We start from the raw sequence: 26215 nt of genomic DNA, 5'->3' as shown, positions 1-26215 counted from the left end.
ATGAGCAACGACTACGCCCGCTTCACCACCGGCGAGCCCCTCGCCGACACCAAGGCCCCCGAGGGCCCCATCGCCGAACGCTGGGACCGCCGCCGTTTCGAGGCGAAGCTGGTCAACCCGGCCAACCGGCGCAAGCACACAGTGATCGTCGTCGGCACCGGCCTGGCGGGCGGTGCCGCCGGCGCGACTCTCGCCGAGCAGGGCTACCACGTGGTCCAGTTCTGCTTCAGCGATTCCCCGCGCCGCGCCCATTCCATCGCCGCCCAGGGCGGCATCAACGCCGCCAAGAACTACCGCAACGACGGCGACTCGGTACACCGCCTCTTCTACGACACCGTCAAGGGCGGCGACTTCCGCGCCCGCGAGTCCAACGTCCACCGCCTCGCCCAGATCTCGGTGGAGATCATCGACCAGTGCGTCGCCCAAGGCGTCCCCTTCGCCCGCGAGTACGGCGGTCTCCTCGACACCCGCTCCTTCGGCGGGGTCCAGGTCTCCCGCACCTTCTACGCCCGCGGCCAGACCGGCCAGCAGCTCCTGCTCGGCGCCTACCAGGCACTTTCCCGACAGATCGCCGCCGGCAACGTCGAGATGCACGCCCGCACCGAGATGCTCGACCTGATCGTCGTCGACGGAGTGGCCCGCGGCATCGTCGCACGCGATCTGATCACCGGCGAGATCTCCACGTACTACGCCGACGCCGTGGTCCTGGCCAGCGGCGGCTACGGCAACGTCTTCTACCTCTCCACCAACGCCATGAACTCCAACGCGACCGCCGTCTGGCGGGCGCACCGGCGCGGCGCGTACTTCGCGAACCCCTGCTTCACCCAGATCCACCCCACCTGCATCCCGCGCACCGGCGACCACCAGTCCAAGCTCACCCTCATGAGCGAGTCCCTGCGCAACGACGGACGCATCTGGGTCCCCAAGGCCAAGGGCGACACCCGCGCCGCGGCCGACATCCCCGAGGCGGAGCGCGACTACTACCTGGAGCGGATCTACCCCTCCTTCGGCAACCTCGTGCCCCGTGACATCGCCTCCCGCGCCGCGAAGAACGTCTGCGACGAGGGCCGCGGCGTCGGCCCCGGCGGCCAAGGCGTCTACCTCGACTTCGCCGACGCCATCCGCCGCATGGGCCGCGACAAGGTCGCCGAGCAGTACGGCAACCTCTTCGAGATGTACGAGCGGATCACCGCGGAGAACCCGTACGAGGTCCCCATGCGGATCTATCCCGCCGTGCACTACACGATGGGCGGCCTGTGGGTCGACTACGACCTCCAGACCACCGTCCCCGGCCTCTTCGCCATCGGCGAGGCCAACTTCTCCGACCACGGAGCCAACCGCCTCGGCGCCTCCGCCCTGATGCAGGGCCTCGCCGACGGCTACTTCGTGCTCCCCTCCACGATCAACGACTACCTCGCCCGCCACCCGCACCAGGACACCGTCGACGACACCCACCCCGAGGCGGCCGCCGCCGTACGGGAGGTCCGCGACTGCCTCGCCAAGCTGCTCGCCGTCGACGGCGACCGCACCCCGGACTCCTTCCACCGCGAGATCGGCGAGCTGATGTGGGAGTACTGCGGCATGGCCCGCACCGAGGAGGGGCTGCGCAAGGCCCTGACGCGGATTCCCGAGATCCGTGAGGAGTTCTGGCGGCGGATCAAGGTTCCGGGCAGCGGCGAGGAGTTCAACCAGTCGCTGGAGAAGGCCAACCGCATCGTCGACTACCTCGAACTCGCCGAGCTGATGTGCCTCGACGCCCTCGACCGCGCCGAATCCTGCGGCGGCCACTTCCGCGAGGAGTCCCAGACCTCGGACGGCGAGGCCGCCCGCCGCGACGAGGAGTTCGCCTACGCCGCCGCCTGGGAGTACCAGGGCACCGGCGCCGCGCCCGTCCTGCACAAGGAAGACCTCGTCTTCGAGTACGTCCACCCCACCCAGCGGAGCTACGCATGAAGCTCACCCTGCGCGTCTGGCGCCAGCGCGGCGCCGACGACCCCGGCCACATGGTCTCCTACGAGGTCGACGGCATCTCGAAGGACATGTCCTTCCTGGAGATGCTCGACACCCTCAACGAGGACCTCATCCTGCGCGGTGAGGACCCGGTCGCCTTCGACCACGACTGCCGCGAGGGCATCTGCGGCGCCTGCAGCCTCGTCATCAACGGCGATGCCCACGGCCCGGAACGCACCACCACCTGCCAGCTCCACATGCGGTCCTTCGCCGACGGCGACACGATCGACGTCGAGCCCTGGCGGGCCGCGGCCTTCCCGGTGGTCAAGGACCTCGTCGTCGACCGGGGCGCCTTCGACCGCATCATCCAGGCCGGCGGCTACATCACCGCCCCCACCGGCTCCGCCCCCGAGGCGCACGCCACCGCCGTGCCCAAGGCCGACGCCGACTTCGCCTTCGAGCACGCCGAGTGCATCGGTTGCGGGGCTTGCGTGGCGGCCTGCCCCAACGGCTCCGCGATGCTCTTCACCTCTGCCAAGGTCAACCACCTGAACGTCCTCCCGCAGGGCTCGCCGGAGCGCGAGACCCGCGTCCTGGACATGGTGGCCCGGATGGACGAGGAGGGCTTCGGCGGCTGCACCCTGACCGGCGAGTGCGCCACGGCCTGCCCGAAGGGCATCCCGCTGCCGTCGATCGCCGCGATGAACAAGGAGTGGCTGAGGGCGGTACGCAAGGGCCCGCGCTGACCCCGGGGGTCCCCCTGCGCCGATCGGCTGACCGGCGCGGCCCCGTACCGCGCCGCGCCCCGGCGCCGCCCGGGCGGTGCGGGACAGTGACGCCATGTCAGAAGCCCCCGCCGGGTCCGGACCGCGTCGCCGAGCCGTACTGGCCGCCGCCCTCGCCCCGCTGGCCGGAACCGGCTGTTCGGGCGGAGGAGCCGGAGGAGCCGGGAAAGTCGGGGAGGCCGCCCGTACCCCGGCGCACGGAGCGCCCGCCGGGCCCGAGGACGCCCTCGTCATGGTGATCCGCCACGCGGAGAGGCCGTACGCCGGTGGCGTCGGCCGGGACGAGGAAGGCGAGGAGGACCCCGGTTCGCTGGCTGGCCGCGGCCGGCGCCGGGCCGAGCGGCTCCCGCGCCTCTTCCCACCGGCCCCCGGCTCCTCGCTGCCCCGCCCCGCGACGATCTTCGCGGCGGGCGGCGGCAAGGGGACCGCCGCCCCCGCGCGGTCCCGGCAGACGGTGACGCCCCTCGCCACCGCCCTGCGCGCCCCCGTCCGTGCCGAGTTCGCCGTCGGCGCCGAAGCCGCCCTCGCGCAGGCCGCGCTGGCCGCGCCGATGCCCGTACTCGTCTGCTGGGAGCACAGCGGGATCCCGCGCCTGATCCAGGCCCTCGGCGCCGACCGGGTCCCCGGTACCCCGTCCACCTGGCCCGACCGGTACGACCTCGTCTGGATGTTCACCCGCCGCCAGGGGCGGTGGAGCTTCCGCGAGCTGCCCCAGCACCTGTTGCCCGGCGACGTCTGAGCCTCAGAAGGCGTACCGGATCCGCAGCCACGGCGCACGGGCGGCGACGAGTGCGCGCAGCGTCTCGACGGCCTCGGCCTTCACCCCGTTGCGGTAGCGGACGTTCCAGCTTCCGTTCTCGGAGCGCTTGGGCTGTTGGAGTTCCGGCCGCCACAGCGCCTCCTCCGCGCGCGGGTGCCAGCCGAGGTTGAGTGCGTGCAGCTCCTCGTTGTGCGTCAGCATGATGACCTCCGCGGCCGCCTGCTCCTTCACCGGACCGGGCAGCACGTCGTCCAGGTGCTCCAGCAGGAGGGCCCAGTCCCGCTGCCAGCCCGCCCGCAGGACGACGGGCGAGAGGTTGAAGTGGACCTCGTACCCCGCTTCCAGGAAGTCGCCGGCGGCGGCGATGCGGCTCTCCACCGGGCTCGTGCGGATGTCCAGCAGCTTCGAGTCCTCCTGGGGCATGACGGAGAACCGCACCCGGGTGCGGCCTCGTGGTTCCCACAGGAGGAGGTCGGGGTTGACGAACTTGGTGGCGAAGGAGGCCTTCGCGGAGGGCCATCCGGCGAAGGCGTGGACCAGGTCGGCGACGTTCTCACTGATCAGCGCGTCGACGGAGCAGTCGCTGTTCTCACCGATGTCGTAGACCCACGCGGCCGGGTCGCACTGGTTCGCCTCCGCCTTGGGGCCCAGGCGCGCGACGTGGCGCGAGAGGTGGGCGATGACGCGGTCGGTGTTGGTGAACACGGTGATCGGGTTGGCGTACCCCTTGCGGCGCGGTACGTAGCAGTAGGCGCACGCCATGGCGCAGCCGTTGGCGGTTCCGGGGGCGATCCAGTCCGCAGACCGTCCGTTGGGGCGGGTGGTGAGCGTCTTCTTCACCCCCAGGACCAGGACCTCGCTCTTGATCCGGACCCACCGGTCGACGTTGCCCTCGTTGCCGTGCAAGTGCGGGATCCGCCAGTGCGAGTCCACGGGGACCACCTCGGCACCGGGGAAGCGGGCGATGATCTCCCGGCCGCGCGGGGAGGCCGCGGCCGCCGGTTCGGCGTGGATCGCCCGTACCGACAGCAGACGGCGAGCGGCCGCGGAGTCGCGGAACAGCGGGCCGGCGCTACCACCGGCGGGCGGGGAGGGCGGCCCGTGGTCGATGTCGGCCAGGCCGAACAGGGCGTCCTGCTGTTCGGCCGGTCGGCCCCCGCGCGGCCGGTCGGCCATCTGAGTCTCCTGTGCGTTCCGGTCGGGCCCGTCCACTGTAGGCGGACCGCAGGACCGGCGGACGCCGCGCTTCTCGGCGGCCCGCCGGCGGTGCGCGCCCGTGGGCGCCGTCAAGGTGGTGAGTCGCCCGCCGCGCGGTGCGCCCGGGCGACCTGCGCCACGTCGCCCAGCCGGTCCAGCCCGTGCACGGCCCGGGCCATGCGCGGATTGCCCTCCAGCCGTGAACGGTGCCGGTCCAGGAAGGCCCAGTAGCCGACGGTGTACGGGCAGGCGCGGTCGCCGGTGCGGTCGGTCGGCCGGTACCGGCAGCCTCCGCACAGGTCGCTCATCCGGTGGATGTAGGCGCCGCCCGAGGTGTACGGCTTGGTGGTCATCAGGCCGCCGTCCGCGTACTGGGACATGCCCACCACGTTGGGCAGCATCACCCAGTCGTAGCCGTCCACGAAGCACCGGTGGAACCAGTCCGTCACCTGCGCCGGCTCCCAGCCCCGCTGGAGGGCATGGCTGCCGAGGACCATCAGGCGGGGGATGTGGTGCGTCCACCCCGTGTCCCGGACCTGCGCCAGCACGGTGGACAGGCAGCGGGCCGCGGGCGCGTCGGCGTCCAGCTCCGCGAACCACGTGGGCACGGGAGCGGTGTGGCGCAGGTCGTTGCGGTGCCGGTAGTCCTCCCCGAGGTACCAGTAGAGGCCCCATACGTACTCGCGCCACCCGCACACCTGTCGGACGAAACCCTCGGCGCTGTTGAGCGGTACGTGTCCGGCCCGCCAGGCCTCCTCGGCCCGGCTCACGCATTCCCAGGGGTCGAGGAGCCCGAGGTTCAGGGAGGAGGACAGCAGGCTGTGACTCATCACGGGGTCCCCGGCCAGCATGGCGTCCTCGTACGCGCCGAAGCCTGCCAGGCGGTGCGTGACGAAGTGGTCGAGCGCGGCCAGCGCCTCCCGGCGGCTCGCCGGGAACAGCCGTGGGCCGTCGCGGCCCACGAAGGTGATCCCTTCCTCGCGTTCCCAGCGGTCCAGGTCCCGCCGGACCCCCTCGTCGATCTCGTCCTCACGGGGCCGGTACGGGGGTGGCGCGCCGAGGGTGTCCCGGCCGCGGGGCGGAGGTTCGCGGTTGTCGTGGTCCAGGTTCCAGCGGCCGCCCGCCGGCCGGTCGCCGTCCATCAGGATGTCGTGGGTGCGCCGGGTGTGTTGGTAGAGGTTCTCCTGGAGCAGCCGGCCGCCCTTCTGCCGTGCGGCCCAGTCCGTGAACTCCCGGTGGTCCACGAGGAACCCGCGGGCCGGGTGGACCGTGACCTGGGGCAGCGAGGACACGAGGGCGAGGGCGGCGCGGGAGGTCGGGTGGTGCACGGATACGGGTGCGTCGCCCACGGTCCGTACGAGGCCCTCCCGGTAGGTCTCCGCCGCGACGTACCGCGCGCTCGCCCCGAGGTCCGCCGCCCGGTGGCGCATGGCGCTGAGGACCAGATGGGCCTTGGCCCGGTGGAACCGGCGGCGGCGGAAGACGGACCGCGACTCGATCAGCAGCCACCGGGTGTCGCGCGGTGTCCCGCCGGAGGCGGTGGCCGTGAAATGCGGGCCGAGCTGGTCGCCGAACAGCCAGTGGACTCGACTCATGCCCGCATCCAACCAACCCGGCACGGGCCGGCGCCGCCCGACGCGACCGCCCTGCGGAGTCCGAACGTCCGTGCCATAGGTCTCCCCGTTGTGGGTCGAGCCGGGCGCCGTCCCGGCCGGAGTCGGCGACGCCCGTGGTCACCCCACCCGGCCGGTCCCGAGGGCCCGCGCCAGGTACGGGGCCGTACGACTGCCGGTCACGGAGGCCACCTGCGACGGCGTACCCGCGGCGACCACCCGCCCGCCCGCCGTGCCGCCGCCCGGGCCCAGGTCGATGACCCAGTCCGCGCCCGCGACCACCGCCATGTCGTGCTCCACGACCACCACCGAGTGCCCGGCGTCCACCAGCCCGTGCAACTGCCGCAGCAGCACCCGTACATCCGCCGGATGCAGCCCGGTCGTCGGCTCGTCCAGCAGGTACAGCGTGTGGTCCCGGCGCAGCCGCTGCAGCTCCGTCGCCAGCTTGATCCGCTGCGCCTCGCCGCCCGACAGCTCGGTGGCCGGCTGCCCCAGCCGCAGGTAGCCCAGCCCGATCTCCTCCAGTGCCCGCAGGCTGCGCGCCGCCGCCGGCACCTCCGCGAAGAAGACGGCCGCCGACTCCACCGTCAGGCCCAGCACCTCCGCGATGTTCAGGCCCTCGTACCGGACCTCCAGGGTCTCGGCGTTGTACCGGGCGCCCGCGCATTCGGGGCACGGGGCGTACGTACTCGGCAGGAACATCAGCTCCACCGAGACGAAGCCCTCGCCCTGGCAGGTCTCGCACCGCCCGCCCGGCACGTTGAAGGAGAACCGGCCCGCCTTCCAGCCGCGTGCCCGCGCCTCGGGCGACGCCGTGAAGAGCCTCCGCACCACGTCGAACAGTCCGGTGTACGTGGCCAGGTTGGACCGCGGGGTCCGGCCGATCGGCTTCTGGTCCACCTCCACCAGCCGCCGCACCGGGAAGTCCGCCTCCGCGAGCCGGTCACCGACCTCACCGGCCAGCACCTGCCCGACGAGCGTGGACTTGCCCGACCCCGACACCCCGGTCACGGCCGTGAACACGCCGAGCGGGAACTCCGCCTCCAGCTCCCGCAGGTTGTGCCGGTCCACCCCGGTCAGCCGGACCGCCCCGGTCGCCGTGCGCACCTGCCTGGGCGCGCCGACCGGCTCCCGCGCCGCGAACAGATGCCGGGCCGTCGCCGACCCCGCCACCTCGGCCAGGTCTTCCGGCGGCCCGCTGTGCAGCACCTGTCCGCCGTGCTCCCCGGCCAGCGGACCCACGTCCACCAGCCAGTCCGCGTGCCGCACCACGTCGAGATGGTGTTCCACGACGAAGACCGTGTTCCCGGCCGCCTTGAGCCGGTCCAGTACGCCCAGCAGCGCCTCGGTGTCGGCCGGGTGCAGCCCCGCCGACGGTTCGTCCAGGACGTACACGACTCCGAAGAGCCCCGACCGCAGCTGCGTCGCCAGCCGCAGCCGCTGCAGTTCGCCCGCCGACAGGGTCGGCGCGGTCCGGTCGAGGCTCAGATAGCCGAGCCCCAGCTCCGTGATCGGACCGATCCGGGAGCGCAGGTCCTCGGCGAGCACCCGCGCCGCCTCCCCGTCCAGGGGCGCGGAGGCCAGTACGTCGTCCAGGTCGGTCAGCGCCAGCGCCGCCACCTCCGCGATGGTCCGCCCGGCGAAGGTCACGGCGAGGGCCTCCGGGCGCAACCGCCGCCCCTCGCACGCCGGGCACGGCGAGTCGGTGAGGAACTTCTCGGCGCGGGCCCGCAGGGTGGCGCTCCTGCTGTCGGCGAAGGTCCGCATCACGTAGCGGTGGGCGCTCATGTACGTCCCCTGGTAGGGCCGTTGGATGCGCTCGGCCTCCCGCACCGGGTGCACGGTCACCACCGGCTGCTCCTCGGTGAACAGGATCCACTCGCGGTCCTTCGCGGGCAGCTCCCGCCAGGGCCGGTCCACGTCGTGGCCGAGCGCGTCCAGGATGTCCCGGAGGTTCTTGCCCTGCCAGGCGCCCGGCCAGGCGGCGACGGCACCTTGACGGATCGACAGCTCCGGGTCGGGGACGAGGAGTTCCTCGCTGGTGCGGTGGATCCGGCCGAGCCCGTGACAGGAAGGGCAGGCCCCGGCGGCCGTGTTGGGCGAGAAGGCGTCGGAGTCGAGCCGCTCCGCGCCCGGCGGGTAGGTACCGGCCCGGGAGTACAGCATCCGCAGGGAGTTGGACAGCAGGGTCACCGTGCCGACCGAGGAGCGCGAACCGGGGGAGGAGCGCCGCTGTTCCAGCGAGACGGCCGGCGGCAGCCCGGTGACGGAGTCCACCTTCGGCGCGCCGATCTGGTGGATCAGGCGCCGGGCGTACGGGGCCACGGACTCGAAGTACCGGCGCTGGGCCTCGGCGTAGAGCGTGCCGAAGGCGAGCGAGCTCTTCCCGGAGCCGGAGACCCCGGTGAACACGGTCAGCGCGTCGCGCGGGATGTCCACGTCGACGCCGCGCAGATTGTGCTCCCGGGCGCCCCGGACCCGTACGTAGGGGTCGACGGGCGTGGGGGGAGGGGCGGCGGTACCGGCGGCCTGGTGCATTCGTCCTATTTTAGAGGTTCGCGTTCACAGGCCGGCGATCCGGGCCAGTCGCGCGTACGAGTCCAGGAGCGCCGTGCGGTCGTAGGTGGAGGTGGTGACCAGCAGTTCGTCCGCGCCGGTCCGTTCCGCGACCTCGGACAACTGCGCCGCCACCTGCTCCTGCGTACCGTGTATGTGGCCGGCCAGGGCGCCCTCGTAGAGCTCGTGCTCCTTCGGGGTCATCTCCAGGGCCTCGATCTCCTCGGCCGGGCGCAGGGGTGGGAAGTTGCCGCGGGTGCGGGAGTGCGCGAGGGCCCGGGCCTCCGGGATCAGGATGCGGCGGGCCTCCTCCTCGGTGGCGGCGATCGCCACCGTTCCGGAGACCACGACGTACGGTTCGGTGACCGCGGCGGAGGGCCGGAACTCCTTGCGGTACGCCTCGATGATGTCGCTCACCCGGTCGCGGGACCGCAGGTCGCCCACCACCAGAGGCAGCCCGGCCCGGGCGGCGATCCGGGCGCCCTCGCCGGTGGCCAGGACGTAGGCCGGGATCCGCAGCCCTTCGGCGGGGTGGGCGTGCACCTCGGGGTGGGCGCGTTGGGTGCCGTCGAGCCAGCCCAGCAGTTCGGTCAGCTGCTCCTCGAAGCGGTCGGCGTCCCCGGTGTCGCGGCCCAGTGCCCGCCGGATGCCGCCGGTGAAGCCGACCGAACGGCCGAGGCCCATGTCGATCCGGCCGGGGAAGAGCGCCTCCAGGACCCCGAACTGCTCGGCCACCACCATCGGCTGGTGGTTGGGCAGCATGACCCCGCCCGTGCCGACCCGGATCCGGTGCGTGGCCGCGGCGACGGCGGCGGCCAGCACCGTCGGCGCCGAGCCCGCGACGCCGGGCACGCTGTGGTGCTCCGAGACCCAGAAGCGGTGGTAGCCGAGTTCCTCGGCCGTCCGGGCCAGCTCCACGGTGTCGCGCAGGGCCTGCTGGGCCGGGTGGCCCTGGCGGGTGCGCGACCGGTCGAGTATCGAGAGTTTTCGGATCACACAGGAATCAACGCCCGGCGGCCGTGAGGATTCCCCGTACGGCTCTCCTACGCTGGCGGGATGAGCGAGCACACCACCCGGCCGCTGGCCGTCTTCGACCTCGACAACACCTTGGCGGACACCGACCATCGCCAGCACTTCCTGGAGCGCCGCCCCCGGGACTGGAACGGTTTCTTCGCCGCCGCCCCGGCCGATCCGCCGCTCGGGCGCGGGGTGGCCCTGGCGGTGGAGAGCGCGGCCGACTGCGAGGTGGTGTACCTGACCGGGCGCCCCGAGCGGTGCCGCGCGGACACGCTCGACTGGCTCGCCCGCCACGAGCTGCCCGAGGGGCGGCTGTTCATGCGCGGCAACCAGGACCGGCGGCCGGCCCGCACCACCAAGCTGGAGGTGCTGCGGCGGATCTCCCGGGGCCGGGAGGTGCGGATGCTCGTCGACGACGACGAACTCGTCTGCCAGGCCGCGCGCGCCGCCGGTTTCCGCGTGGTGCTCGCCGACTGGGCGACGGACGCGCCGGAGCTGGAGTCCGCGCAGGAGGTCGACGGTAGGACCTGACAGGTCCCGAGCGGTCGGGCCCGGTGGCGGCGGCCGCCGCACCGGCGACCGCCGGGCCCGGTCTTCGGGCCCGCTCCTCGGGATCGGTCCTCGGGCCCGGTCCTCGGGCTCAGTCCTCGCCGTCGAGGCGGAAGCCGACCTTGAGCCCCACCTGGTAGTGGGCGATCTCCCCGTTCTCGATGTGGCCGCGTACCTGAACCACCTCGAACCAGTCCAGATTCCGTACGGTCTGGCCCGCCCGGGCGATCCCGTTGCGGATGGCCTGATCGATGCCCTCGTGGGAGGTGCCGACGATCTCGGTCACCCGGTACGTGTGATTGGACATGGAGGTCTCCCGACAGTGGGTGGCTTTTGCCTGGTTCTACGGTGCCCCAGTAAGTCCGGGTACGCGAACTTTGGGCGAACAGTCCCGAGCGAAAGGCCCTTGACCGGCCTATTGGTCTATGCCAATTTCGAGCCATCCGAGTCCGAGCCCAGAAGGTGGCCCTCTTGAAGACGCGATTCCTCGCCGTGTGCACCGCCCTCGCGGCCGCGACCGCCCTCACGGGCTGCGGCCGGTCGGCCGACCCGGCCGCGGGGTCGGACAAGGTGACGCTCTGGCTGATGAAGGGCAGCGCCTCCGAGGACTTCATCGGCAAGTTCACGGCGGCGTTCGAGACGGAACACCCGGGCATCGACCTGGACGTCAAGATCCAGGAGTGGACGGGCATCGGCGACAAGGTCAACGCCGTCCTCGACGGCACGAGCAAGGAGAGCGCCGACGTCATCGAGGTCGGCAACACCCAGGTCGCCAAGTACATCGAGACCGGCGGCCTCGAAGAACTCACCCTCGAAGGCCTGCGCACATGGGGCAGCAAGGACTGGCTCAAGGGCCTCGCCGAACCGGGAACCATCAACGGAGCCCAGTACGGAGTGCCCTGGTACGCCGCCAACCGGGTGGTCATCTACCACAAGGACCTCTTCGCGGCCGCCGGGATCAAGACCCCGCCCAAGAACCGCCACGAGTGGATCCAGGCCACCCAGAAGCTCGACAAGGGCGACCAGCAGGGCATCTACCTCGCGGGCCAGAACTGGTACGTCCTCGCCGGCTTCATCTGGGACGAGGGCGGCGAACTCGCCGTCGAGACCAACGGCAAGTGGGTCGGCGCGCTGGACGACGGCAAGGCCTTGGCCGGCATGGACTTCTACAAGCAGCTCCAGGCCCTCGGAGACGGCCCCAAGGACGCCGACGAGGAGACGCCCCCGCAGTCCCAGGTCTTCGCCCGCGGCCAGGTCGCCCAGATCATCGCCCCGCCCGGCCAGGCCGCCGAGATCGAGGCGGCCAACCCCGCCCTGAAGGGCAAGCTCGGCTTCTTCCCGATCCCCGGCAAGACCTCCGACAAGGCGGGCGCCGTCTTCACCGGCGGCTCCGACCTGATCATCCCGGCGCGCACCGGACAGCGGAAGGGCGCCGTGGACGTGATCACGGCCCTCGTCAGCGAGAAGTGGCAGACCGAACTCGCCCGCACGATGAGCTACGTGCCCAACAAGACCACCCTCGCCCATGTCGTCGAGGGCAACGAGGGCGCGGCCAACATGGCTCCCGGCGCCGCCCAGGGCCGGGCCACCCCCACCTCCGCCCGCTGGGCCGAGGTCGAGGCGAAGAACCCGATCAAGCCCTTCATGACGGCCGTGCTCACCGGCCGGGACCCCGAACAGGCCGCCAAGGCCGCCTCCGCGGAGATCGGCAAGGTCCTCAGCTCCGACCGCTGAGCCGCGGCCGAGCCGCGCCGAGACGGGGGCACCACCGAGTTCAGCGTCCGCACATCCAAGGGCCGCTGAGCGGTCATGTCGAATCCAGCCGGCCACGGAAGAAGTAAAGGAGCCAGGCCACGCACCTGCGGGCCCGGCCCTCCGTGCCCGGATCAGGAGCCGCCATGACCATCGCACCCCTGTCCCCGTCCCCCCTCCCCGCCTCGGCGCCGGCCCCCGCAGCCGCCCCCGCAGCCGCGCCCGCGGCCGTGCCCGGCACCCGCCTCGCCCCCGTCAGGGCCCACGTCGCGACGCCCGGCGCGCCGTCCGAAGGACCCCGCTACGCCGTCCGCCTCGCCCGCGACGAGGACGAGGTGCGCGCCGCCCAGCGCCTGCGTCACCAGGTCTTCGCGGGCGAGCTCGGGGCCCGCCTGGACGGGTCCGAGCCCGGCCTCGACTCCGACGCCTTCGACGCGTACTGCGACCACCTCCTCGTCGTCGACGAGGAGACCGAGCAGGTCGTCGGCACCTACCGGTTGCTGCCCCCGGAGCGCGCCGCCGTCGCCGGCCGCCTCTACTCCGAGGGGGAATTCGACCTCTCGGCCCTCGCTCCCATCCGCCCCGACCTCGTCGAGGTCGGCCGTTCCTGCGTCCACCCCGACCACCGCAACGGCGCCGTCATCGCCCTCATCTGGGCCGGCCTCGCCCACTACATGGACCGCACCGGGCACAACTGGCTCGCCGGCTGCTGCTCGATACCGCTCTCCGACGGCGGGGTCCTGGCCGCCGCCACCCGCGAGACCGCCCTGACCCGCAGCCTCGCCCCCGAGGAGTACCGGGTCACCCCCCACCTCCCGTGGAGCCCCGAGGGCATCACCTTCCCCGACCGCATGGAGCTGCCCCCGCTGCTGCGCGGCTACCTCCGCCTCGGCGCCTGGGTGTGCGGCGAGCCCGCCCTCGACGCCGAGTTCGGCTGCGCCGACCTGTACGTGCTGCTCTCCCTGCGCCGGACCAACCCGCGCTACCTCAAGCACTTCCGTTCGCTCGTCCCGGGCGCATGAGCGTCTGGCTGCCCACCTCGCCCTGCACCCCCGAGGCCTGCGCCGGCCACGAGGGGGACACCGCGAGCGTTCCCCGGGCGGTGCTCCGACTCGCCGCCGCCGTCGCCCTGATCCTGCTGGGGATCCTGGGCGTCCCGCCGGCCCGGCTGCTGCCGGCAAGGCCCCGGCACGCGGTCGTACGGGCCTGGTCGGCCACGCTCGTACGGGCCTTCGGGATACGGATCACCGTGCACGGCAGCCAGGGGCCGGGCGGCGGCCGGCTCCTGGTCGCCAACCACATCTCCTGGCTGGACATCCCGCTGGTGGCCGCCGCCCTGCCCTGCCGGATGCTGGCCAAGAGCGACATCCGGGCCTGGCCCGTGCTCGGGCGCCTCGCCGGACAGGCGGGCACCCTGTTCATCGAGCGCGACCGGATCCGCGCCCTGCCCGCCACCGTCGGGGCCGTCACCGCGGCGCTGCTGGCCGGGGACCGGGTCACGGTCTTCCCCGAGGGTTCCACCTGGTGCGGGCGGGCCCAGGGCACCTTCCGCCGGGCCGCCTTCCAGGCCGCCCTGGACGCGCGGGTCCCCGTGCAGCCCCTGCGCCTGAGGTATCTGCGGTGCGACGGGAGTCCGGCCGGGGCGCCCGCCTTCGTCGGGGACGACCCGCTGACCGCCTCGCTGTGGCGCATCGCCCGGGCCCGCGGGGTGCGGGCCGAGGTCAGGCTGCTGCCACGGATCCCGCCGGGCCGGTACGCGCACCGGCGGGACCTCGCGGCAGCGGCTCAGCGGGCGATCGTCGGCCCCGGGACCGGAGCCGCGATCACCACCACCCCGAACCCGCTACCGGGCGTGCCCGCTCAGCCGGGCAGGCCGTCGGCGACCGACAGGGACAGCGCGAACCGGCCCGCCGCGTCCGTCCACCACTGGGTCAGCTCCAGCCCGGCCGCGGCCAGCTCCTTGCGCACGCCCTCCTGACGGAACTTCGCGGAGACCTCCGTCAGGATCTCCTCGCCGGCCGCGAACGGCACCACCAGATCCAGCGCCCGGATCTTCACCACCAGGTCCGAGCGGGCCCGCAGCCGCATCTCGATCCATTCCTGCTCCTTGTTCCACACCGCCACGTGCGCGAAGTCGGCCGTGTGGAAGTCCGCCCCCAGTTCCCGGTTGATGACCGCGAGCACGTTCTTGTTGAACTCGGCGGTCACCCCCCGCGCGTCGTCGTACGCCGCCACCAGCACGGCCTCGTCCTTCACCAGGTCCGTCCCCATCAGCAGCGCGTCCCCGGGCGACAGCATCGCCCGGACGGACGCCAGGAACACCGCCCGCTCCGGCGGCAGCAGATTCCCGATCGTGCCGCCCAGGAACACCACCAGCCGGGGCCCGGGGGAGTCCGGCAACCGCAGCGCACGCGTGAAGTCGGCCAGCAGGGCGTGCACCCGCAGCCCCGGATGCTCCGCCAGCAGCGTCTCGGCCGCCCCCCGCAGCGCGCTCTCGCTCACGTCCACCGGCACGTACGTGTCCAGCGCGGGCATCGCCTCGATGAGGTGCCGGGTCTTCTCCGAGGACCCGGAACCCAGCTCCACCAGGGTGCGGGCGCCGCTCTCGCCGGCGATCTCCCGCGCCCGCTCCAGCAGGATCTCCCGCTCCGCGCGCGTCGGATAGTACTCGGACAACCGGGTGATCTCCTCGAAGAGCTCACTGCCGCGGGCGTCGTAGAACCACTTGGGCGGAAGGATCTTCGGGGTGTGGGTCAGCCCGTGCAGCACGTCCTTGCGCAGCGCGGTCTCCGCTGCGTGCTCGTCGAGTGTCCGGGTCAACTGAAAGTCGTTCACGGGGAGTTCTCCTTGAGCGGGGTCAGTTCGACCCTCGTGCGGGTGGCGGTCAGCAGGGTCCGGTCGGGCACTTCGCGCCACCGGGTGTCGTCGTCGTACGGCTCGGAGGCCACCACGGTGCGCCGCCGCTGTGCGTCGGCCAGGTACCAGAGCGAATCGCCCCAGGCCGTCGCGGCGATCGTGACGCCGTCCGTGAGCAGCAGGTTCAGCCGGGAGCCGGGAGCGGCCGAGGCCAGCTCCCGGACCGGCTCGGCGAGCGCGGTGCCCAGGTCGTCCCCGGCCCGCAGCCGGTGCAGGACCAGCGCCCAGACCAGCGCCGAGTCGGTGCGCGCGGCCAGCCGGAGCAGCGCCGCGGGCGGCAGCCCGGCGGCGAGCGGGGCGGCGGACTCGGGCCAGCCGCGTATCGCGCCGTTGTGGCTGAACAGCCACGGCCCGTCCGCGAACGGCGCGGCCGCCGCCTCCCCGTCGGCCCCGGGATCAGTGGCGTCGCGTACGGCGGCCAGCGCGGCCCCGCTGCGGACCACCCGGGCGAGATCGGTGAAGGTCAGGTCGCCCCAGATGGGACCGGAGCGCCGGTAGCGGGCGGGCACCGGATCGCCTTCCGCGTACCAGCCGATGCCGAAGCCGTCGGCGTTGACCGTCCCGGACCGTTGGCGGAGCGGCTCCCAGGACTGGCGCACCAGTGAGTGTCCCGGCTCGCTCAGCACCTCCCCGAGCGCCACCACCGGTCCCAGGTAGGCGAGATGACGGCACATCAGACGTCCCTCGCGGTCCGGAAACCGGCGAAGATCTGCCGTCGCACCGGAAGGTCCCAGTTGCGGAAGGTGCCCCGGCATGCCACCGGGTCCACAGCGAAGGAACCGCCGCGCAGCACCTTGTGCTCGGGGCCGAAGAACACCTCCGAGTACTCCCGGTACGGGAAGGCCCGGAAGCCCGGGTACGGCAGGAAGTCCGAGGCGGTCCACTCCCACACGTCGCCGATCAGTTGGCGCACCCCGAGCGGTGAGGCCCCGGCCGGGTAGCTGCCCGCGCGGGCCGGGCGCAGGTGCCGCTGCCCGAGGTTGGCGTGTGCGGGGGTCGGGTCGGCGTCGCCCCACGGGTAGCGGGTGGAGCGGCCGGTCGCCGGGTCGTGCCGGGCGGCCTTCTCCCATTCCGTCTCGGTGGGCAGCCGCCGCCCCGCCCATCGGGCGTAGGCGTCCGCCTCGTACCAGCTGACGTGCAGAACCGGTTCTTCGGCCGGTACCGGCTCGATCACCCCGAAGCGGCGGCGCAGCCACTGGCCGGCTTCCCGGTGCCAGAACAACGGGGCCTCGACGGAGTGCTCGCGGATCTGCTCCCAGCCCGGCGCCGCCCACCAACGTGGATCGCGGTAGCCGCCGTCGGCGATGAACGCCAGGTACGCGGCGTTCGTCACCGGCACGGTGTCGATCCAGAAGGGGGCGGTGTCCCGCACGTGCGACGGACGCTCGTTGTCCAACGACCAGGGCTCGGTGGAGGTGCCCATCGTGAACGGGCCCCCGGGGACCAGGACCTCGGCGGCGAGCGAGGAGTCGTACGGGCCGTCCGGCTCCGGGGCGGTCAGCACGGGAGCGCCCCGCCGCAGCTGATGGGTGATCAGCATGGTCTCGTCGTGCTGCTGCTCGTGCTGGGCGATCATCCCGAAGGCGAATCCGTCGTCGAGGAGCGTGCTGCCCTCCAACGGCGTCCTGTCCAGCAGGTCGAAGACCCTGCCGCGCACCTCGGCCGCGTACCGGCGGGCCTCGGCGGGCCCGAGCAGCGGCAGCTTGGGCCGTTCGGCGCGGGGGTGTTGGAAGGCGTCGTAGAGGGGCTCGATCTCGGGGCGCATCGACTCGCGTCCGGCGACGCGCTGGAGCAGCCAGAGCTCTTCCTGGTTCCCGATGTGCGCCAGGTCCCAGACCAGCGGCGACATGAGCGGGGAATGCTGCGCGGTGAGGTCCTCGTCGGTCACGGCGTCGGTGAGGCCGGCCGTGCGTATCCGTGCCGCGGTCAGGGCCGCTGCCGCCCGCTCCCGCAGTCGGGAGGCGGAGGCGGAGTCGGAGTCGGAGAGCGGGGCGGAGGGTGATCCGGTGGTCATCGGCGGACCTCTTTCCCGGTGAGCACCTGTGTGGACGCGTCGTCGGCCGGACATCGGCCGCGCAGGACGTAGCGTTCGGTGAAGGCGCCGACGGTGTCCCGCAGGTGCGTGCTCGCGCCGAGCCGTGGCAGCGCCTCCGCGGCCGCCCGGAAACAGGCCTTCGCGGAAGCCCGCAGCTCCGGATCGGCCAGACCGTGCCGGGCCGCCGACCGCCAGAGGCGATTGCGGGGCGCCGGCGCGGCGCCGTAGGAGTCGGCCAGCGCCTTCGTCACCCGGTACGCGGTCTCGGTGGCCTCGGGATCGTCGAACAGTGCGTGCACGACGGCCACCGGGACCAGCCAGCCGTCGTCGCCGGACTGCGCGTCGATCATCCGCAGCTCCAGGTGACCGCGCGGCCGGACCGGCGGGAAGAGGGTGGTCAGGTGGTAGTCCAGGTCCTCGGCGGTGGGCGCCCGCAGCCCGGAGTGCCCGCCCGTGCGCAGCCAGTCGCGGAAGGTCGTACCGGCCGGGGCCTCCCACGAACCGTCGTCCTCGTAGGACCGGACGCACATCACCTCGGTGTCCAGGGCCTGTCGGGTCCACGCGCCGCGGGGTTCCGCGTCCAAGGGCGGGGCGAGGGCACGTCGGGTGTCCAGATCGCTCCAGATCCCCTGGCGGGCACAGCGCCAGCCGGCGTACGGGCCTTCGTGCGCGGGCGAGTTGGCGAAGGCGGCCACCAGGACCGCGCCCAGCAGGTGCGCGAGGCGCCAGCGCCGGCCGTGGCCGAGCACGCCCGGCTCCTCGTACCCGGCGTCCACGCAGACCTGCACGGAGGCGGAGGCGCACATCATGGCGCGCCCGGCCGGTCCGGTCCGGTCGAAGTAGGCCTCCATCGCGTCGTAGCGGGGGCTGTTCAGCAGCCGGCGGTACGGGAGGCGGGGATCGCGGCCGAGGCCCCGCAGGACCAGACCCTGGTCCAGCAGGGCGGCGCGTACGGCCGTGAGGTCGGCCTGCAGGTCGTCCACGCAGCCCGTGAGGGAGGTGGCGGGGGCCGAGCTGAGTTCGAGCTGCCCGCCGGGTTCGACGGTCACCCGGGAGTGCAGGGGAAGTGCGCGGGCCGCGGTGTGGGCGGCCCGTAGCCGCTCGGGCGGCACCGGCCGATCGGGACGCTCGGCGTCCAGGACCAGCCATTCGAGCTCGGCGCCGAGCAGGCGGGGCGGGCCGGTCTTGAAGCAGATGCCGTGGATCAGGTCCTCGGCCTGCGTCTGGCTGAGCGAGGGTACGGGGGTCGGGCCGGGCGGGGGTGGGGGAGCGGTCGAGTCCTGGGACATACCGGATCCTCGTCTCCTGTCGTCGGTCGTGACATCACCCGTGCCTACCCCTCCTCGGGGCACAAATTCCTTTGCCGCCGGGAATCGCGATGCGCAGGATGGCGACGTGAGCAGCAGATTGCGCGAGATCGCGCGGGAGAACGCGGAGATCCTGGCGGCCGGGGGGTACCGGACGCGGGCGGGACGGCAGATTCCGCTGGCCGCCGCCCTGGCGGAAGCCAAGGCCGGAACCAGGATATATGGACCAAACCGAGTCATTCCAGATGAAAAGATCCCTTCCGGTGGCGGCGCGACGGTCGTCGAGGTCACCGCGGAGAGCAGCACGGTCGCCGCGCGCAGGCTCGCGACCCCCACCCCGGACCACCCGGATCCGTCTCCCGTCGCGGTCCTGAACTTCGCCTCGGCCCGTAACCCCGGGGGTGGTTACGTCCGCGGGGCCAAGGCCCAGGAGGAGGCGTTGTGCCGGGCCTCGGCGCTGTACGAGACCCTGCTCGAAGCTCCGGAGTACTACGAGATCCACCGCGCGGAGCGCAGCACCTTCTACACCGACCGGGTGATTCACTCGCCCGGGGTCCCGGTCTTCCGCGACGACCGCGGCGGATTGCTGGAGACCCCGTTCCGGGTCGGATTCCTCACCTCGCCGGCGCCGAACGCGGGCACGATCCGCCGGCAGGAGCCGGAGCGGACCGCCGAGATCCCGGCGGCGCTGGCACGGCGCGCCGAGCTCGTCCTGGAGGTGGCGGCACTGCACGGATACCGCCGACTGGTGCTGGGGGCGTGGGGCTGCGGGGTGTTCCGCAACGACCCGGCGCAGGTCGCCGAAGCCTTCCGGAGCCTGCTCGCGAACCGGTTCACCGGAGTCTTCGAGCAGGTCGTCTTCGGCGTCCTCGACCGCGACCCCACCACCCGAGAGGCCTTCGAGCGGGCCTTCCCGGCGTAGGACGCGCATCCTGCCGGGTCGGCCCGGTCCGGCGCGCTCAGAACGGTTGCGCCGCTCCCAGCAGGATCTCCGGCAGATATGCCGACGAGACCCGGATCCGCCAGCCCCGGCGGCGGGCATGGCAGGCCAACGCCAGGATGTCGAAGTCGACCGCGGCGTCCGCCCCGGCGCCGACGAGCCGGTCGCCCACCGAGTGGTGGTCGCGATGGGCCTCCAAGGCGTCGGCCAGGGCCAGGTTGAAGCTCTCCTCGTCGCCCTCCACCAGCTGCGAGAAGAGCACGGCCGGTGACGGGGCGAACCCCCACTCACGGATCTGCTTCACGTCGGCGACGGCCCGGTCCGTGGCGGGCTCCGGGTCCTCGCCCCGCAGGTAGTCGTGCAGGGCCTGCCGGTACGAGGCGAAGGCGGATCGGTCCGCTTCCAGGGCGCCGGGGCCGCTGAGGACGAGCGGGGCGAGCTCCGCACGGTTGCCGGTGATCAGGGCGCGCTTCACCGCCTCGTACCAGTATCCGGGGCCGAGCGGGCGGTCCGACCGGGCGGAGCCCGCGGCCTCGCCCCCCGTGCGGACGGCCTCGTACAGCTCACGCACCAGATACTCGGCGTGCCCGGCGGCCTCCGGCATGTCAGGGCGCTCGACGACCAGCGGGCCCGCCGCCAGGGCCGCGACGGCGTCCGCACGCCGCTCGCGCCCGTACGGGCCCACGCGCGGCGCCGGCGTCTCGAAGCCGGTGACCAACGCCCGCGGCAGATAGCCCGACTCGACCGGCGGCCGCCAGCCCTCGCGGCGCTGGCCGAGCGCGGCCAGCGCGAGCGGCAGCAGGGGCAGCAGCGTGCGCGGTTCGGCCCGCGGATCCCGCAGGTCGGAGTGCGGAAGCAGCAGCGTGGTCAGTTCGACGCCGAAGGCCTCACGGTCCCGGGCGGCCAGGGCGCGCAGCGCACGGAGCGCACCGGTGGCGGGGTCGGCCGCCTCGGAGATCTCGACGGTCACCGGTTCGGCGGCCGCGGCCCGGGCTCCGGCCCGCCGGTCGGCGACCCGGCCGAGCGCGGCGTCCAGCGCGTCCAGCGTCTGCTGCGGGGAGGGCGGGAACTTCTGCTCGTCGTCCCCGAGGTCCCCGCTGACGTACGCCAACAGGCCGTTGATCAGCTCCACCGACGGGAGCCCGGGCCCGCCGGCCCGCTGCGGTGCCCGGCGGGCGAAATGGAAGGCCTCGCCGTGCCGTTCGACCTTGTCGGCGAGGACCGACAGGCAGAACGCGTCGATCCAGCGGGCGGCGCTGACCGGCTGCGGGCTGCCGTCCGGGTCGGCGTCGTAGTCGAGTCCGAGGTCGACGTAGTTCAGGAAGACGTGGAAGTACGCGTTCGGGTAGTAGGCGGCGAAGGACACGGCGCCGGCGGCCGCTTCGGCCGCGTCGTCCAGGATCGCCCTGGCCTCAGGCGTGTCGAGGTCGGGGGTCACCGCGGACAACGCACCCAGGCCGTCGAGGAACTGCAGCGTGATCTCCCACCAGGCGTAGGCGTCGATCCGGCCGCCCCGGGACCTGGAGTACACGTCGGAGATCATCCGGTTCGCGAAGTCCTCGCGCACCCCCACGAGGGCGGCCTCGCTCACCCTGTGTCGTTCTATTCGCATGTTCGCTACTCCCTGTGTCCGCCTACGGGCCCCACCCTAGGGGGTGTCCGGCCGATCGGGGCGGACCCTGGCACGACCGGCAGAACACTCGCCGGGAGATCGCCAGGAGGGTCCGGGGCGGGGAGCCGGGACGTAGGATCCGCCCCGGACGGTGGCCGCGGGTGCGCACGCGACCACCGCCGGGCCCCGCGAGCGCTATTGCCAGCCGTAGCGCTCGCGAAGCCGGTCCACGACCCGGTCGAAGCGGCCGCGGTCGAGCGCGCAGGCCTCGCGGCGCATCCCCGACTCGTGGACCCGCAGCACCCGGTCCACGTCCACCCAGGACTCGCGCCCGGCGCCGTCCCACGGACCCGTCCCGATCGGCACCCACTCCCGGTCGTGGTCGTGCCGCTTGCTCGACAGTTGGACGGCGAGCAGGGTCCGCCCGCCCGCCTCCCGGGCCACGACCAGCACGGGACGGTCCTTGCCGCGCCCGTCGTTCTCCTCGAAGGGGACCCAGGTCCACACGATCTCGCCGGGGTCGGGATCGCCGTCGGGGTCCGGGGCGTACTCGGTCCGCACGGGGCCGATGGCACGCGGATTCGCCTCCGTGGTCGCGGTGTGGCCGTCGCGCCCGGGCTGCTCGATGGGGCCGTTGCTGTGGTGGGAAAGTGCCGTCATCCGGGTGAGGCTACTGGGTGCCGTGGCCCCGGTGGAGGATGCGGGCGCCCGCGCCTGCGCCGCGGTTCAGTCGGTGACCAGGGCCATGATGAGCCCGTCGTACCCCTTGCTGCCGACGGTCTGCAGGGCGGTCGCGGTCAACCGCGGGTGCTCGGCGATGAGTTCGGTGAACCGGCGCACGCCCTGGACACGCGGGTCGGTGCTGTCCCCGTCGACGACGGCGCCGTCGCGGACGACGTTGTCGCCGATGATGAGGCTGCCGGGCCGGGTCAGCTCCAGTGCCCACCGCAGGTATTCGGGATTGGACGGCTTGTCGGCGTCGATGAAGACCAGGTCGAACGGCGCTTCGTCGGTGAGCGCGGGCAGCAGGTCGACGGCGCGGCCGCGCCGGATCTCGACGACGGGGTCCAGGCCGGCCCGGGCGATGTTGGCGGCCGCGACGTCGGCGCACCGCTCGTCGACCTCCAGCGTGACCAGCCGCCCGTCACTCGGGAGCGCGCGGGCCAGCCAGATGGTGCTGTAGCCGCCCAGGGTGCCGATCTCCAGGATGCGGCGGGCGCCGCGCACGCGGGCGAGGAGGTTCAGCAGCTTGCCCTGGTTGGGGGCCACCTGGTGGGCGGGCAGGCCGGCGGCCTCGGAGTCGGCGGCCGCGGCGGCCAGGGCCTCGTCCTCCCCGACCAGCAATCCGTCGAAGTACTCGTCGACGGCCGTCCATGTCTGCGCGGTCATGGTCGTGTCGCCCCTTCCGGTCATGTGACACTCGATAGTTCCTCATGGGAACTTACAGGGAGGGGGTGTCGGCCCCGCTACCGGCCCGGCCGCAGCGCCGACCAGCCCTCCGCCGCCTCCACCTGCGCGGCCAGCCCCAGCAGCAGCGGCTCCGAGTCGGCCGGGCCCAGCAGTTGGGCTCCCACCGGGAGCCCGTCGGCCGTGAGGCCCGCCGGGATGTTCACCCCCGGCCAGCCCAGCACGTTCCACGTCCAGGCGTACGGGCAGGCCGCGATCATCGCCCGGTCCGTGGCCATGGCCCCCAGCCCGGCCAGGGCGCCGATCCGCAGCGGCCCAGTGGCCGTCGTCGGGGTCAGCACCACGTCGAAGCGGTCGAAGATCTCGCCGACCCGCCGCCGCAGCACCGTCTCCGCCCGCCGGGAGGTCCGCAGGGCGAGCCCGCCCAGGACGCGGCCCGTGCGGACGGCCTCGTGCGTGCGCGGGTCCAGCAGCGCGGGATCGGGCACCCGCGCCACCCAGTCCCGTACGCCACTGGTCGCGCGGGGTACGAAGGTCAGGCCGATCGGGCCGTAGCGCGGGTCCTCCGGGATCACCTCGTGGCCCAGCGACTCCAACCGCGCGGCCAGCCGCTCCACCGCGGAACGGACCTCGGGGTCGAGGTACTTGGGCGTCGCCGTGAAGGCCATCGCGAACGAGAGGGCGATCCGCAGCCGGCGGGGCGGGCGCCGGGCCGCCTCGACGGCGGAGATGCGCGCCGGGCGGTGCAGGTCCTCGGCGTGCGAGCCGCTCGCCGCGTCCAGCAGGAGCGCCGCATCGGCGACGGTGCGGGCCAGTACGCCGTTGACCGTGAGCCCGTGGAAGGACTCCGGCTCGGGCCAGGTGGAGATGCGCCCGCGCTGGGGCTTCACCCCCACCAGATGGGTCCAGGCCGCGGGGATCCGGACCGAGCCGGCGCCGTCCGAGCCCAGGGCGGCCGGCACCAGGCCCGCCGCCACGGCGGCCGCCGAGCCTCCCGAGGAGCCGCCGGGGGTGTAGGCACGGTTCCACGGGTTGCGGGTCTCGCCGAAGGCCCCGCCCTCGGTGAAGGGCCACTGGCCCAGTTCGGGCGTCTGCGTCTTGCCGACGATCACGGCGCCGGCCGCGCGCAGCCTTCGTACCGCCTCGCTGTCGGCGGTCTTCGGGGCGAAGGCCCCCGCGCAGCCGAAGGCGGTCGGCTCGCCGGTGACGTCCATGTCGTCCTTGACCGCCAGCGGTACGCCCAGCAGCGGCAGCCGCTCGCCCGCGGCCAGCCGCCGGTCGGCCGCGTCCGCCTCCGCGAGCGCGGCCTCGGCGCGGACGGTCCGGAAGGCGTTGAGTTCCGGCTGGGCCGCGGCGATCCGGCTCAGCGCCTCCTCGGTCAACCGCCGTGCCGACACGCTCCCTTCGGCGAGTGCGGCGACCATGTCGACCAGGCCGGCGGCCGTCGTGACAGCTGAATCGGACATGCGAACCACTCCCCATTACCGGTCGGTAGGGTGACCGTAACGGGGAGTGGCCGGGTAGTTCTAGAGCCAGCCGTCCAGGGAGGCCATGAAGCCGTCGAAGTCGTCCCGGTGGATGGCGTGTCCCGCCCCGACGACCGAACGCACCTCGAAACCGCGGCTCGTGAGCAGCTGCGCCCGCTCCCGCGTGATCAGGGTGCTCGGGTCGGCGAGCTGGACGAGGGAGGGGACCACCGGGGCGGCCGGCATCAGGTCGGCGCCGACCAGCGGCGCGAGGCTCAGCGCGGTGCGCTCGTCCCACACCGCGAGGGTCTCCAGCTCGATGTCGACGTCCACCTCGTCCCAGCGCGGACTCATCGCCCGGATCTGCTCCTTGGTCGCCGTCTTGAACCGCGCGAGCAGCTCCGGGCCGAAACCCTCGACCGGGGCGGCCAGATGGAACGCGGGGTCGGAGAACACGGCCCGGGCCGGCCGCAGCCGGTCCACCGCGAGTGACAGGGTCAGGCCGCCCAGGGAGTGGCCGATGGCGAGCTCCGCGCCGGCCGGCAGGGTCTCGACCACGTCGTCCGCGAACAATTCGGGGCCGTACGCGCCGCGGCCGCTGGCGCCGTGGCCCCGCAGGTCCACGGCGATGACGCGGTAGCCGTGGTCGGCGAGGGCGGGGCCGACCCGGCGCCAGGTCCGGTGGTCGGCCATGATGCCGTGGATCAGGAGGGCGACGCGGTCGCCCTCGCCCCAGGTCTGGGTGTGCAGCTGCACGGTGTGCCCTTCTCGGCGGTGAATGTTCGGTCGGGGGTGGAGGGTGCGGGCCGTCGGCTCGGAGCGGTGGCCGGTACGTCAGCGCACGCTGCGGATCGGCTTCACGGCAAGGGCGCCCGCCACGGCCAGCACGGCCGCGACGACGAACAGCGCGGTGTACCCGCCGCTGAAGGAGACGATCACCGAGGCGACGAACGGCGCGATGATCTGCGGGCCGGCGTTGGCGATGTTGAGCACGCCCATGTCGCGGGCGGCGTCCTCGGCCTTGGGCAGCACCATGGTCACCAGGGCGGTGTCCACGGCCATGTAGCACCCGAACGCGAGCCCGTTGACCGCGGCGAAGCACAGCATCGCCGTCCAACTGGTCGACACGGCCGGGATGACGAGCGCGACGGCCGACAGCAGCGCGGAGGCGCCGACGAAGAGCTTGCGGCGGTCGAACCGGTCCGACAGGTACCCGCCGAGGACCGTGGAGACGACCATCGCCACGCTGGTCAGCGGCATCAGCACCGCGACCGCGGCCTGCGGCTCCATACCGTCGGGCAGCACGGTGTGGTCCTGCAGGATGTAGAGCTGGTACCCGCTCACCGCGAAGTAGCCGAGGACGAGCAGCGCCCGCCCGATGAAGGCCCACCGGAAGTCGTGGTCGCGCAGCGCGCCGGTGAAGGCGGCGAGCTGCGCCTTGACGGGCATCGGGGCGCGGGCCGGGAGCCGCTGCTCGCGGCCGCAGGCGGTGAGGAGCACGGCGGCGCCCGCCACCAGGGCGCCGAGGACGAGGTATCCGGTGCGGTAGTCCTCGGAGAAGGCGGCCCCGATGAGCGCGCCGAGGGTGGAGCCGAAGGGCAGGCCGAGTCCGACGGCCGCGGAGGCCTTGCCGCGGGCGTCCATCGGCACCCGGTCGGGGACCACGGAGGTGATGGCCGCCTGGTAGACGTTCATGACGGCCTGCCCGAGGCACCAGGCGATCGTGAGCAGCAGGATCGTGTCGGCGAGGCCCAGCAGGAACATCGCCGGTACGGCGGCGAGTCCACCGCCGAGGATCCAGGGGTTGCGCCGCCCGCTGCGGTCGGAGAGGGCTCCGGCGACGGGGTTGAAGACCGTGGCGAAGATCGCCGAGACCCCCGCGATCAGGCCGAAGTTCGCCACTTTGTTCGCCGGATCGATGCTCTCGACCTGGAGCGCGAGCAGGACACCGGCCACGCCGATGTAGAGGGCGTACATGGCGCTGTTGCCGACGAGCAGCAGGGGCAGCAGACCACGGCGTGCGGGGCCGGGCGCGGTGCCGCCCGCGGGCGCGGTGTCGGGTTCCGGGGACGCGTCGGTGGTGACGGGGCCGGGGGAGGAAAGGGCCACGATGCCCTCCTGGGCAGATGCGGGCGGATGAAGGGGAGGGGAGGCGCGGTGGGGCGCGCAGGGGTACGCGGGAGTGCCCGCCGCCCTGTCGCGACGGCGGGGGTGCGACGGAGCGCGACAGGGCGGCGGGCACGGCGGGGTACGGCGTCGACACAGGGGACGTTGTGGGATGTGACGCCGTGGTTACACGTGTCAATGACTCGTGTAAGCGCTGTGTAGCATTCGTTTCCGGCCATCCGCCAGC

General features: G+C 73.2%; 23 protein-coding genes. 8 read left to right on the top strand and 15 right to left on the bottom strand.

Annotation, left to right across the window (positions count from 1 at the left end; genetic code table 11):
* From ACWG52_RS05160 to ACWG52_RS05150, 3 genes are all read left to right on the top strand, one after another.
* A complete protein-coding gene (locus tag ACWG52_RS05160; protein ID WP_389810148.1) occupies positions 1-1953 on the top strand; it encodes a fumarate reductase/succinate dehydrogenase flavoprotein subunit in 1953 nt (650 codons plus the stop codon).
* Positions 1950-2696 (top strand): succinate dehydrogenase/fumarate reductase iron-sulfur subunit, encoded by a 747-nt coding sequence (locus ACWG52_RS05155; RefSeq protein ID WP_030716411.1) that lies wholly within the window; start codon positions 1950-1952, stop codon positions 2694-2696. The genes ACWG52_RS05160 and ACWG52_RS05155 overlap by 4 nt, the downstream gene beginning before the upstream one ends.
* A gap of 94 nt (positions 2697-2790) precedes the next feature.
* Positions 2791-3474 (top strand): hypothetical protein, encoded by a 684-nt coding sequence (locus ACWG52_RS05150; RefSeq protein ID WP_453127963.1) that lies wholly within the window; start codon positions 2791-2793, stop codon positions 3472-3474.
* 3 nt (positions 3475-3477) lie between these two features.
* Here ACWG52_RS05150 and ACWG52_RS05145 read toward each other — a convergent pair whose 3' ends face one another.
* The 4 genes from ACWG52_RS05145 to ACWG52_RS05130 all read right to left on the bottom strand — a co-directional run bounded on the left by ACWG52_RS05145 (position 3478) and on the right by ACWG52_RS05130 (position 9857).
* The gene (locus ACWG52_RS05145; RefSeq protein ID WP_389810143.1) at positions 3478-4671 is read right to left on the bottom strand and encodes a spore photoproduct lyase family protein; all 1194 of its coding nucleotides are present in this window, start codon (positions 4669-4671) and stop codon (positions 3478-3480) included.
* A gap of 110 nt (positions 4672-4781) precedes the next feature.
* Complete coding sequence (locus ACWG52_RS05140) at positions 4782-6287, bottom strand: cryptochrome/photolyase family protein (protein WP_389810140.1); 1506 nt, start codon at positions 6285-6287, stop codon at positions 4782-4784.
* 138 nt (positions 6288-6425) lie between these two features.
* Positions 6426-8843, bottom strand: coding sequence for an ABC transporter (locus tag ACWG52_RS05135; protein ID WP_453127960.1), 2418 nt, complete (start codon positions 8841-8843; stop codon positions 6426-6428).
* 24 nt (positions 8844-8867) lie between these two features.
* Complete coding sequence (locus ACWG52_RS05130) at positions 8868-9857, bottom strand: LLM class flavin-dependent oxidoreductase (RefSeq protein ID WP_390167675.1); 990 nt, start codon at positions 9855-9857, stop codon at positions 8868-8870.
* A 60-nt stretch (positions 9858-9917) separates the two neighbouring features.
* Between ACWG52_RS05130 and ACWG52_RS05125 the strand changes: the two genes are divergently transcribed.
* The gene (locus ACWG52_RS05125; protein WP_389810133.1) at positions 9918-10409 is read left to right on the top strand and encodes a phosphatase domain-containing protein; all 492 of its coding nucleotides are present in this window, start codon (positions 9918-9920) and stop codon (positions 10407-10409) included.
* A 109-nt stretch (positions 10410-10518) separates the two neighbouring features.
* Here the strand turns inward: ACWG52_RS05125 and ACWG52_RS05120 are convergent, their stop codons facing one another.
* Positions 10519-10734, bottom strand: a complete 216-nt coding sequence (locus ACWG52_RS05120) for a dodecin (protein WP_030012846.1) — start codon at positions 10732-10734, stop codon at positions 10519-10521.
* Positions 10735-10898: 164 nt separating this feature from the next.
* On the opposite strand from ACWG52_RS05120, the gene ACWG52_RS05115 reads away from it, so the two are divergent.
* The 3 genes from ACWG52_RS05115 to ACWG52_RS05105 all read left to right on the top strand — a co-directional run bounded on the left by ACWG52_RS05115 (position 10899) and on the right by ACWG52_RS05105 (position 14157).
* Positions 10899-12161: an extracellular solute-binding protein gene (locus tag ACWG52_RS05115; protein WP_389810130.1), complete on the top strand. Its 1263-nt coding sequence runs from the start codon at positions 10899-10901 to the stop codon at positions 12159-12161.
* A 164-nt stretch (positions 12162-12325) separates the two neighbouring features.
* Complete coding sequence (locus ACWG52_RS05110) at positions 12326-13201, top strand: GNAT family N-acetyltransferase (RefSeq protein WP_390167677.1); 876 nt, start codon at positions 12326-12328, stop codon at positions 13199-13201.
* Entirely contained in the window at positions 13198-14157 is a 960-nt protein-coding gene (locus ACWG52_RS05105) for a lysophospholipid acyltransferase family protein (RefSeq protein WP_453127955.1), read from the top strand. The genes ACWG52_RS05110 and ACWG52_RS05105 overlap by 4 nt, the downstream gene beginning before the upstream one ends.
* On the opposite strand, the gene egtD is transcribed toward ACWG52_RS05105, so the two are convergent.
* Genes egtD through egtA form a run of 4 tightly spaced genes read right to left on the bottom strand, consistent with a single transcriptional unit; the run spans position 14040 to position 18419 of the window.
* Positions 14040-15014, bottom strand: a complete 975-nt coding sequence (egtD, locus tag ACWG52_RS05100; protein ID WP_266445053.1) for an L-histidine N(alpha)-methyltransferase — start codon at positions 15012-15014, stop codon at positions 14040-14042. The genes ACWG52_RS05105 and egtD overlap by 118 nt on opposite strands.
* Positions 15011-15769 carry an ergothioneine biosynthesis protein EgtC gene (egtC, locus tag ACWG52_RS05095; RefSeq protein ID WP_390136624.1) on the bottom strand — a complete coding sequence of 253 codons (759 nt, stop codon included), beginning with the start codon at positions 15767-15769 and terminating at the stop codon, positions 15011-15013. Before egtC ends, egtD begins: the two co-directional genes overlap by 4 nt.
* Positions 15769-17109 (bottom strand): ergothioneine biosynthesis protein EgtB, encoded by a 1341-nt coding sequence (gene egtB, locus ACWG52_RS05090; RefSeq protein WP_390136622.1) that lies wholly within the window; start codon positions 17107-17109, stop codon positions 15769-15771. Before egtB ends, egtC begins: the two co-directional genes overlap by 1 nt.
* Positions 17106-18419, bottom strand: coding sequence for an ergothioneine biosynthesis glutamate--cysteine ligase EgtA (gene egtA, locus ACWG52_RS05085; protein ID WP_453127951.1), 1314 nt, complete (start codon positions 18417-18419; stop codon positions 17106-17108). Before egtA ends, egtB begins: the two co-directional genes overlap by 4 nt.
* A 106-nt stretch (positions 18420-18525) precedes the next feature.
* Between egtA and ACWG52_RS05080 the strand changes: the two genes are divergently transcribed.
* On the top strand, positions 18526-19359 hold the full coding sequence (locus ACWG52_RS05080; protein WP_389810115.1) for a TIGR02452 family protein: 834 nt from the start codon (positions 18526-18528) through the stop codon (positions 19357-19359).
* Between the two features lie 37 nt (positions 19360-19396).
* Here the strand turns inward: ACWG52_RS05080 and ACWG52_RS05075 are convergent, their stop codons facing one another.
* The 6 genes from ACWG52_RS05075 to ACWG52_RS05050 form a co-directional block, all read right to left on the bottom strand.
* Entirely contained in the window at positions 19397-20989 is a 1593-nt protein-coding gene (locus tag ACWG52_RS05075; RefSeq protein WP_389810112.1) for an immunity 49 family protein, read from the bottom strand.
* Between the two features lie 195 nt (positions 20990-21184).
* A complete protein-coding gene (locus ACWG52_RS05070) occupies positions 21185-21649 on the bottom strand; it encodes a type II toxin-antitoxin system PemK/MazF family toxin (RefSeq protein ID WP_453127948.1) in 465 nt (154 codons plus the stop codon).
* Positions 21650-21715: 66 nt separating this feature from the next.
* Positions 21716-22378 carry an O-methyltransferase gene (locus ACWG52_RS05065; RefSeq protein WP_453127946.1) on the bottom strand — a complete coding sequence of 221 codons (663 nt, stop codon included), beginning with the start codon at positions 22376-22378 and terminating at the stop codon, positions 21716-21718.
* A 77-nt stretch (positions 22379-22455) separates the two neighbouring features.
* Positions 22456-23862, bottom strand: coding sequence for an amidase (locus ACWG52_RS05060; RefSeq protein ID WP_389810102.1), 1407 nt, complete (start codon positions 23860-23862; stop codon positions 22456-22458).
* A 60-nt stretch (positions 23863-23922) separates the two neighbouring features.
* Positions 23923-24618, bottom strand: coding sequence for an alpha/beta fold hydrolase (locus tag ACWG52_RS05055; protein WP_453127944.1), 696 nt, complete (start codon positions 24616-24618; stop codon positions 23923-23925).
* Positions 24619-24696: 78 nt separating this feature from the next.
* Entirely contained in the window at positions 24697-25971 is a 1275-nt protein-coding gene (locus tag ACWG52_RS05050) for an MFS transporter (protein ID WP_389810096.1), read from the bottom strand.
* Between the last annotated feature and the right edge of the window lie 244 nt (positions 25972-26215).

The organism is Streptomyces sp. CLCI03, from assembly GCF_053615355.1.
This window is presented reverse-complemented; position numbering and strand designations above follow the sequence as displayed.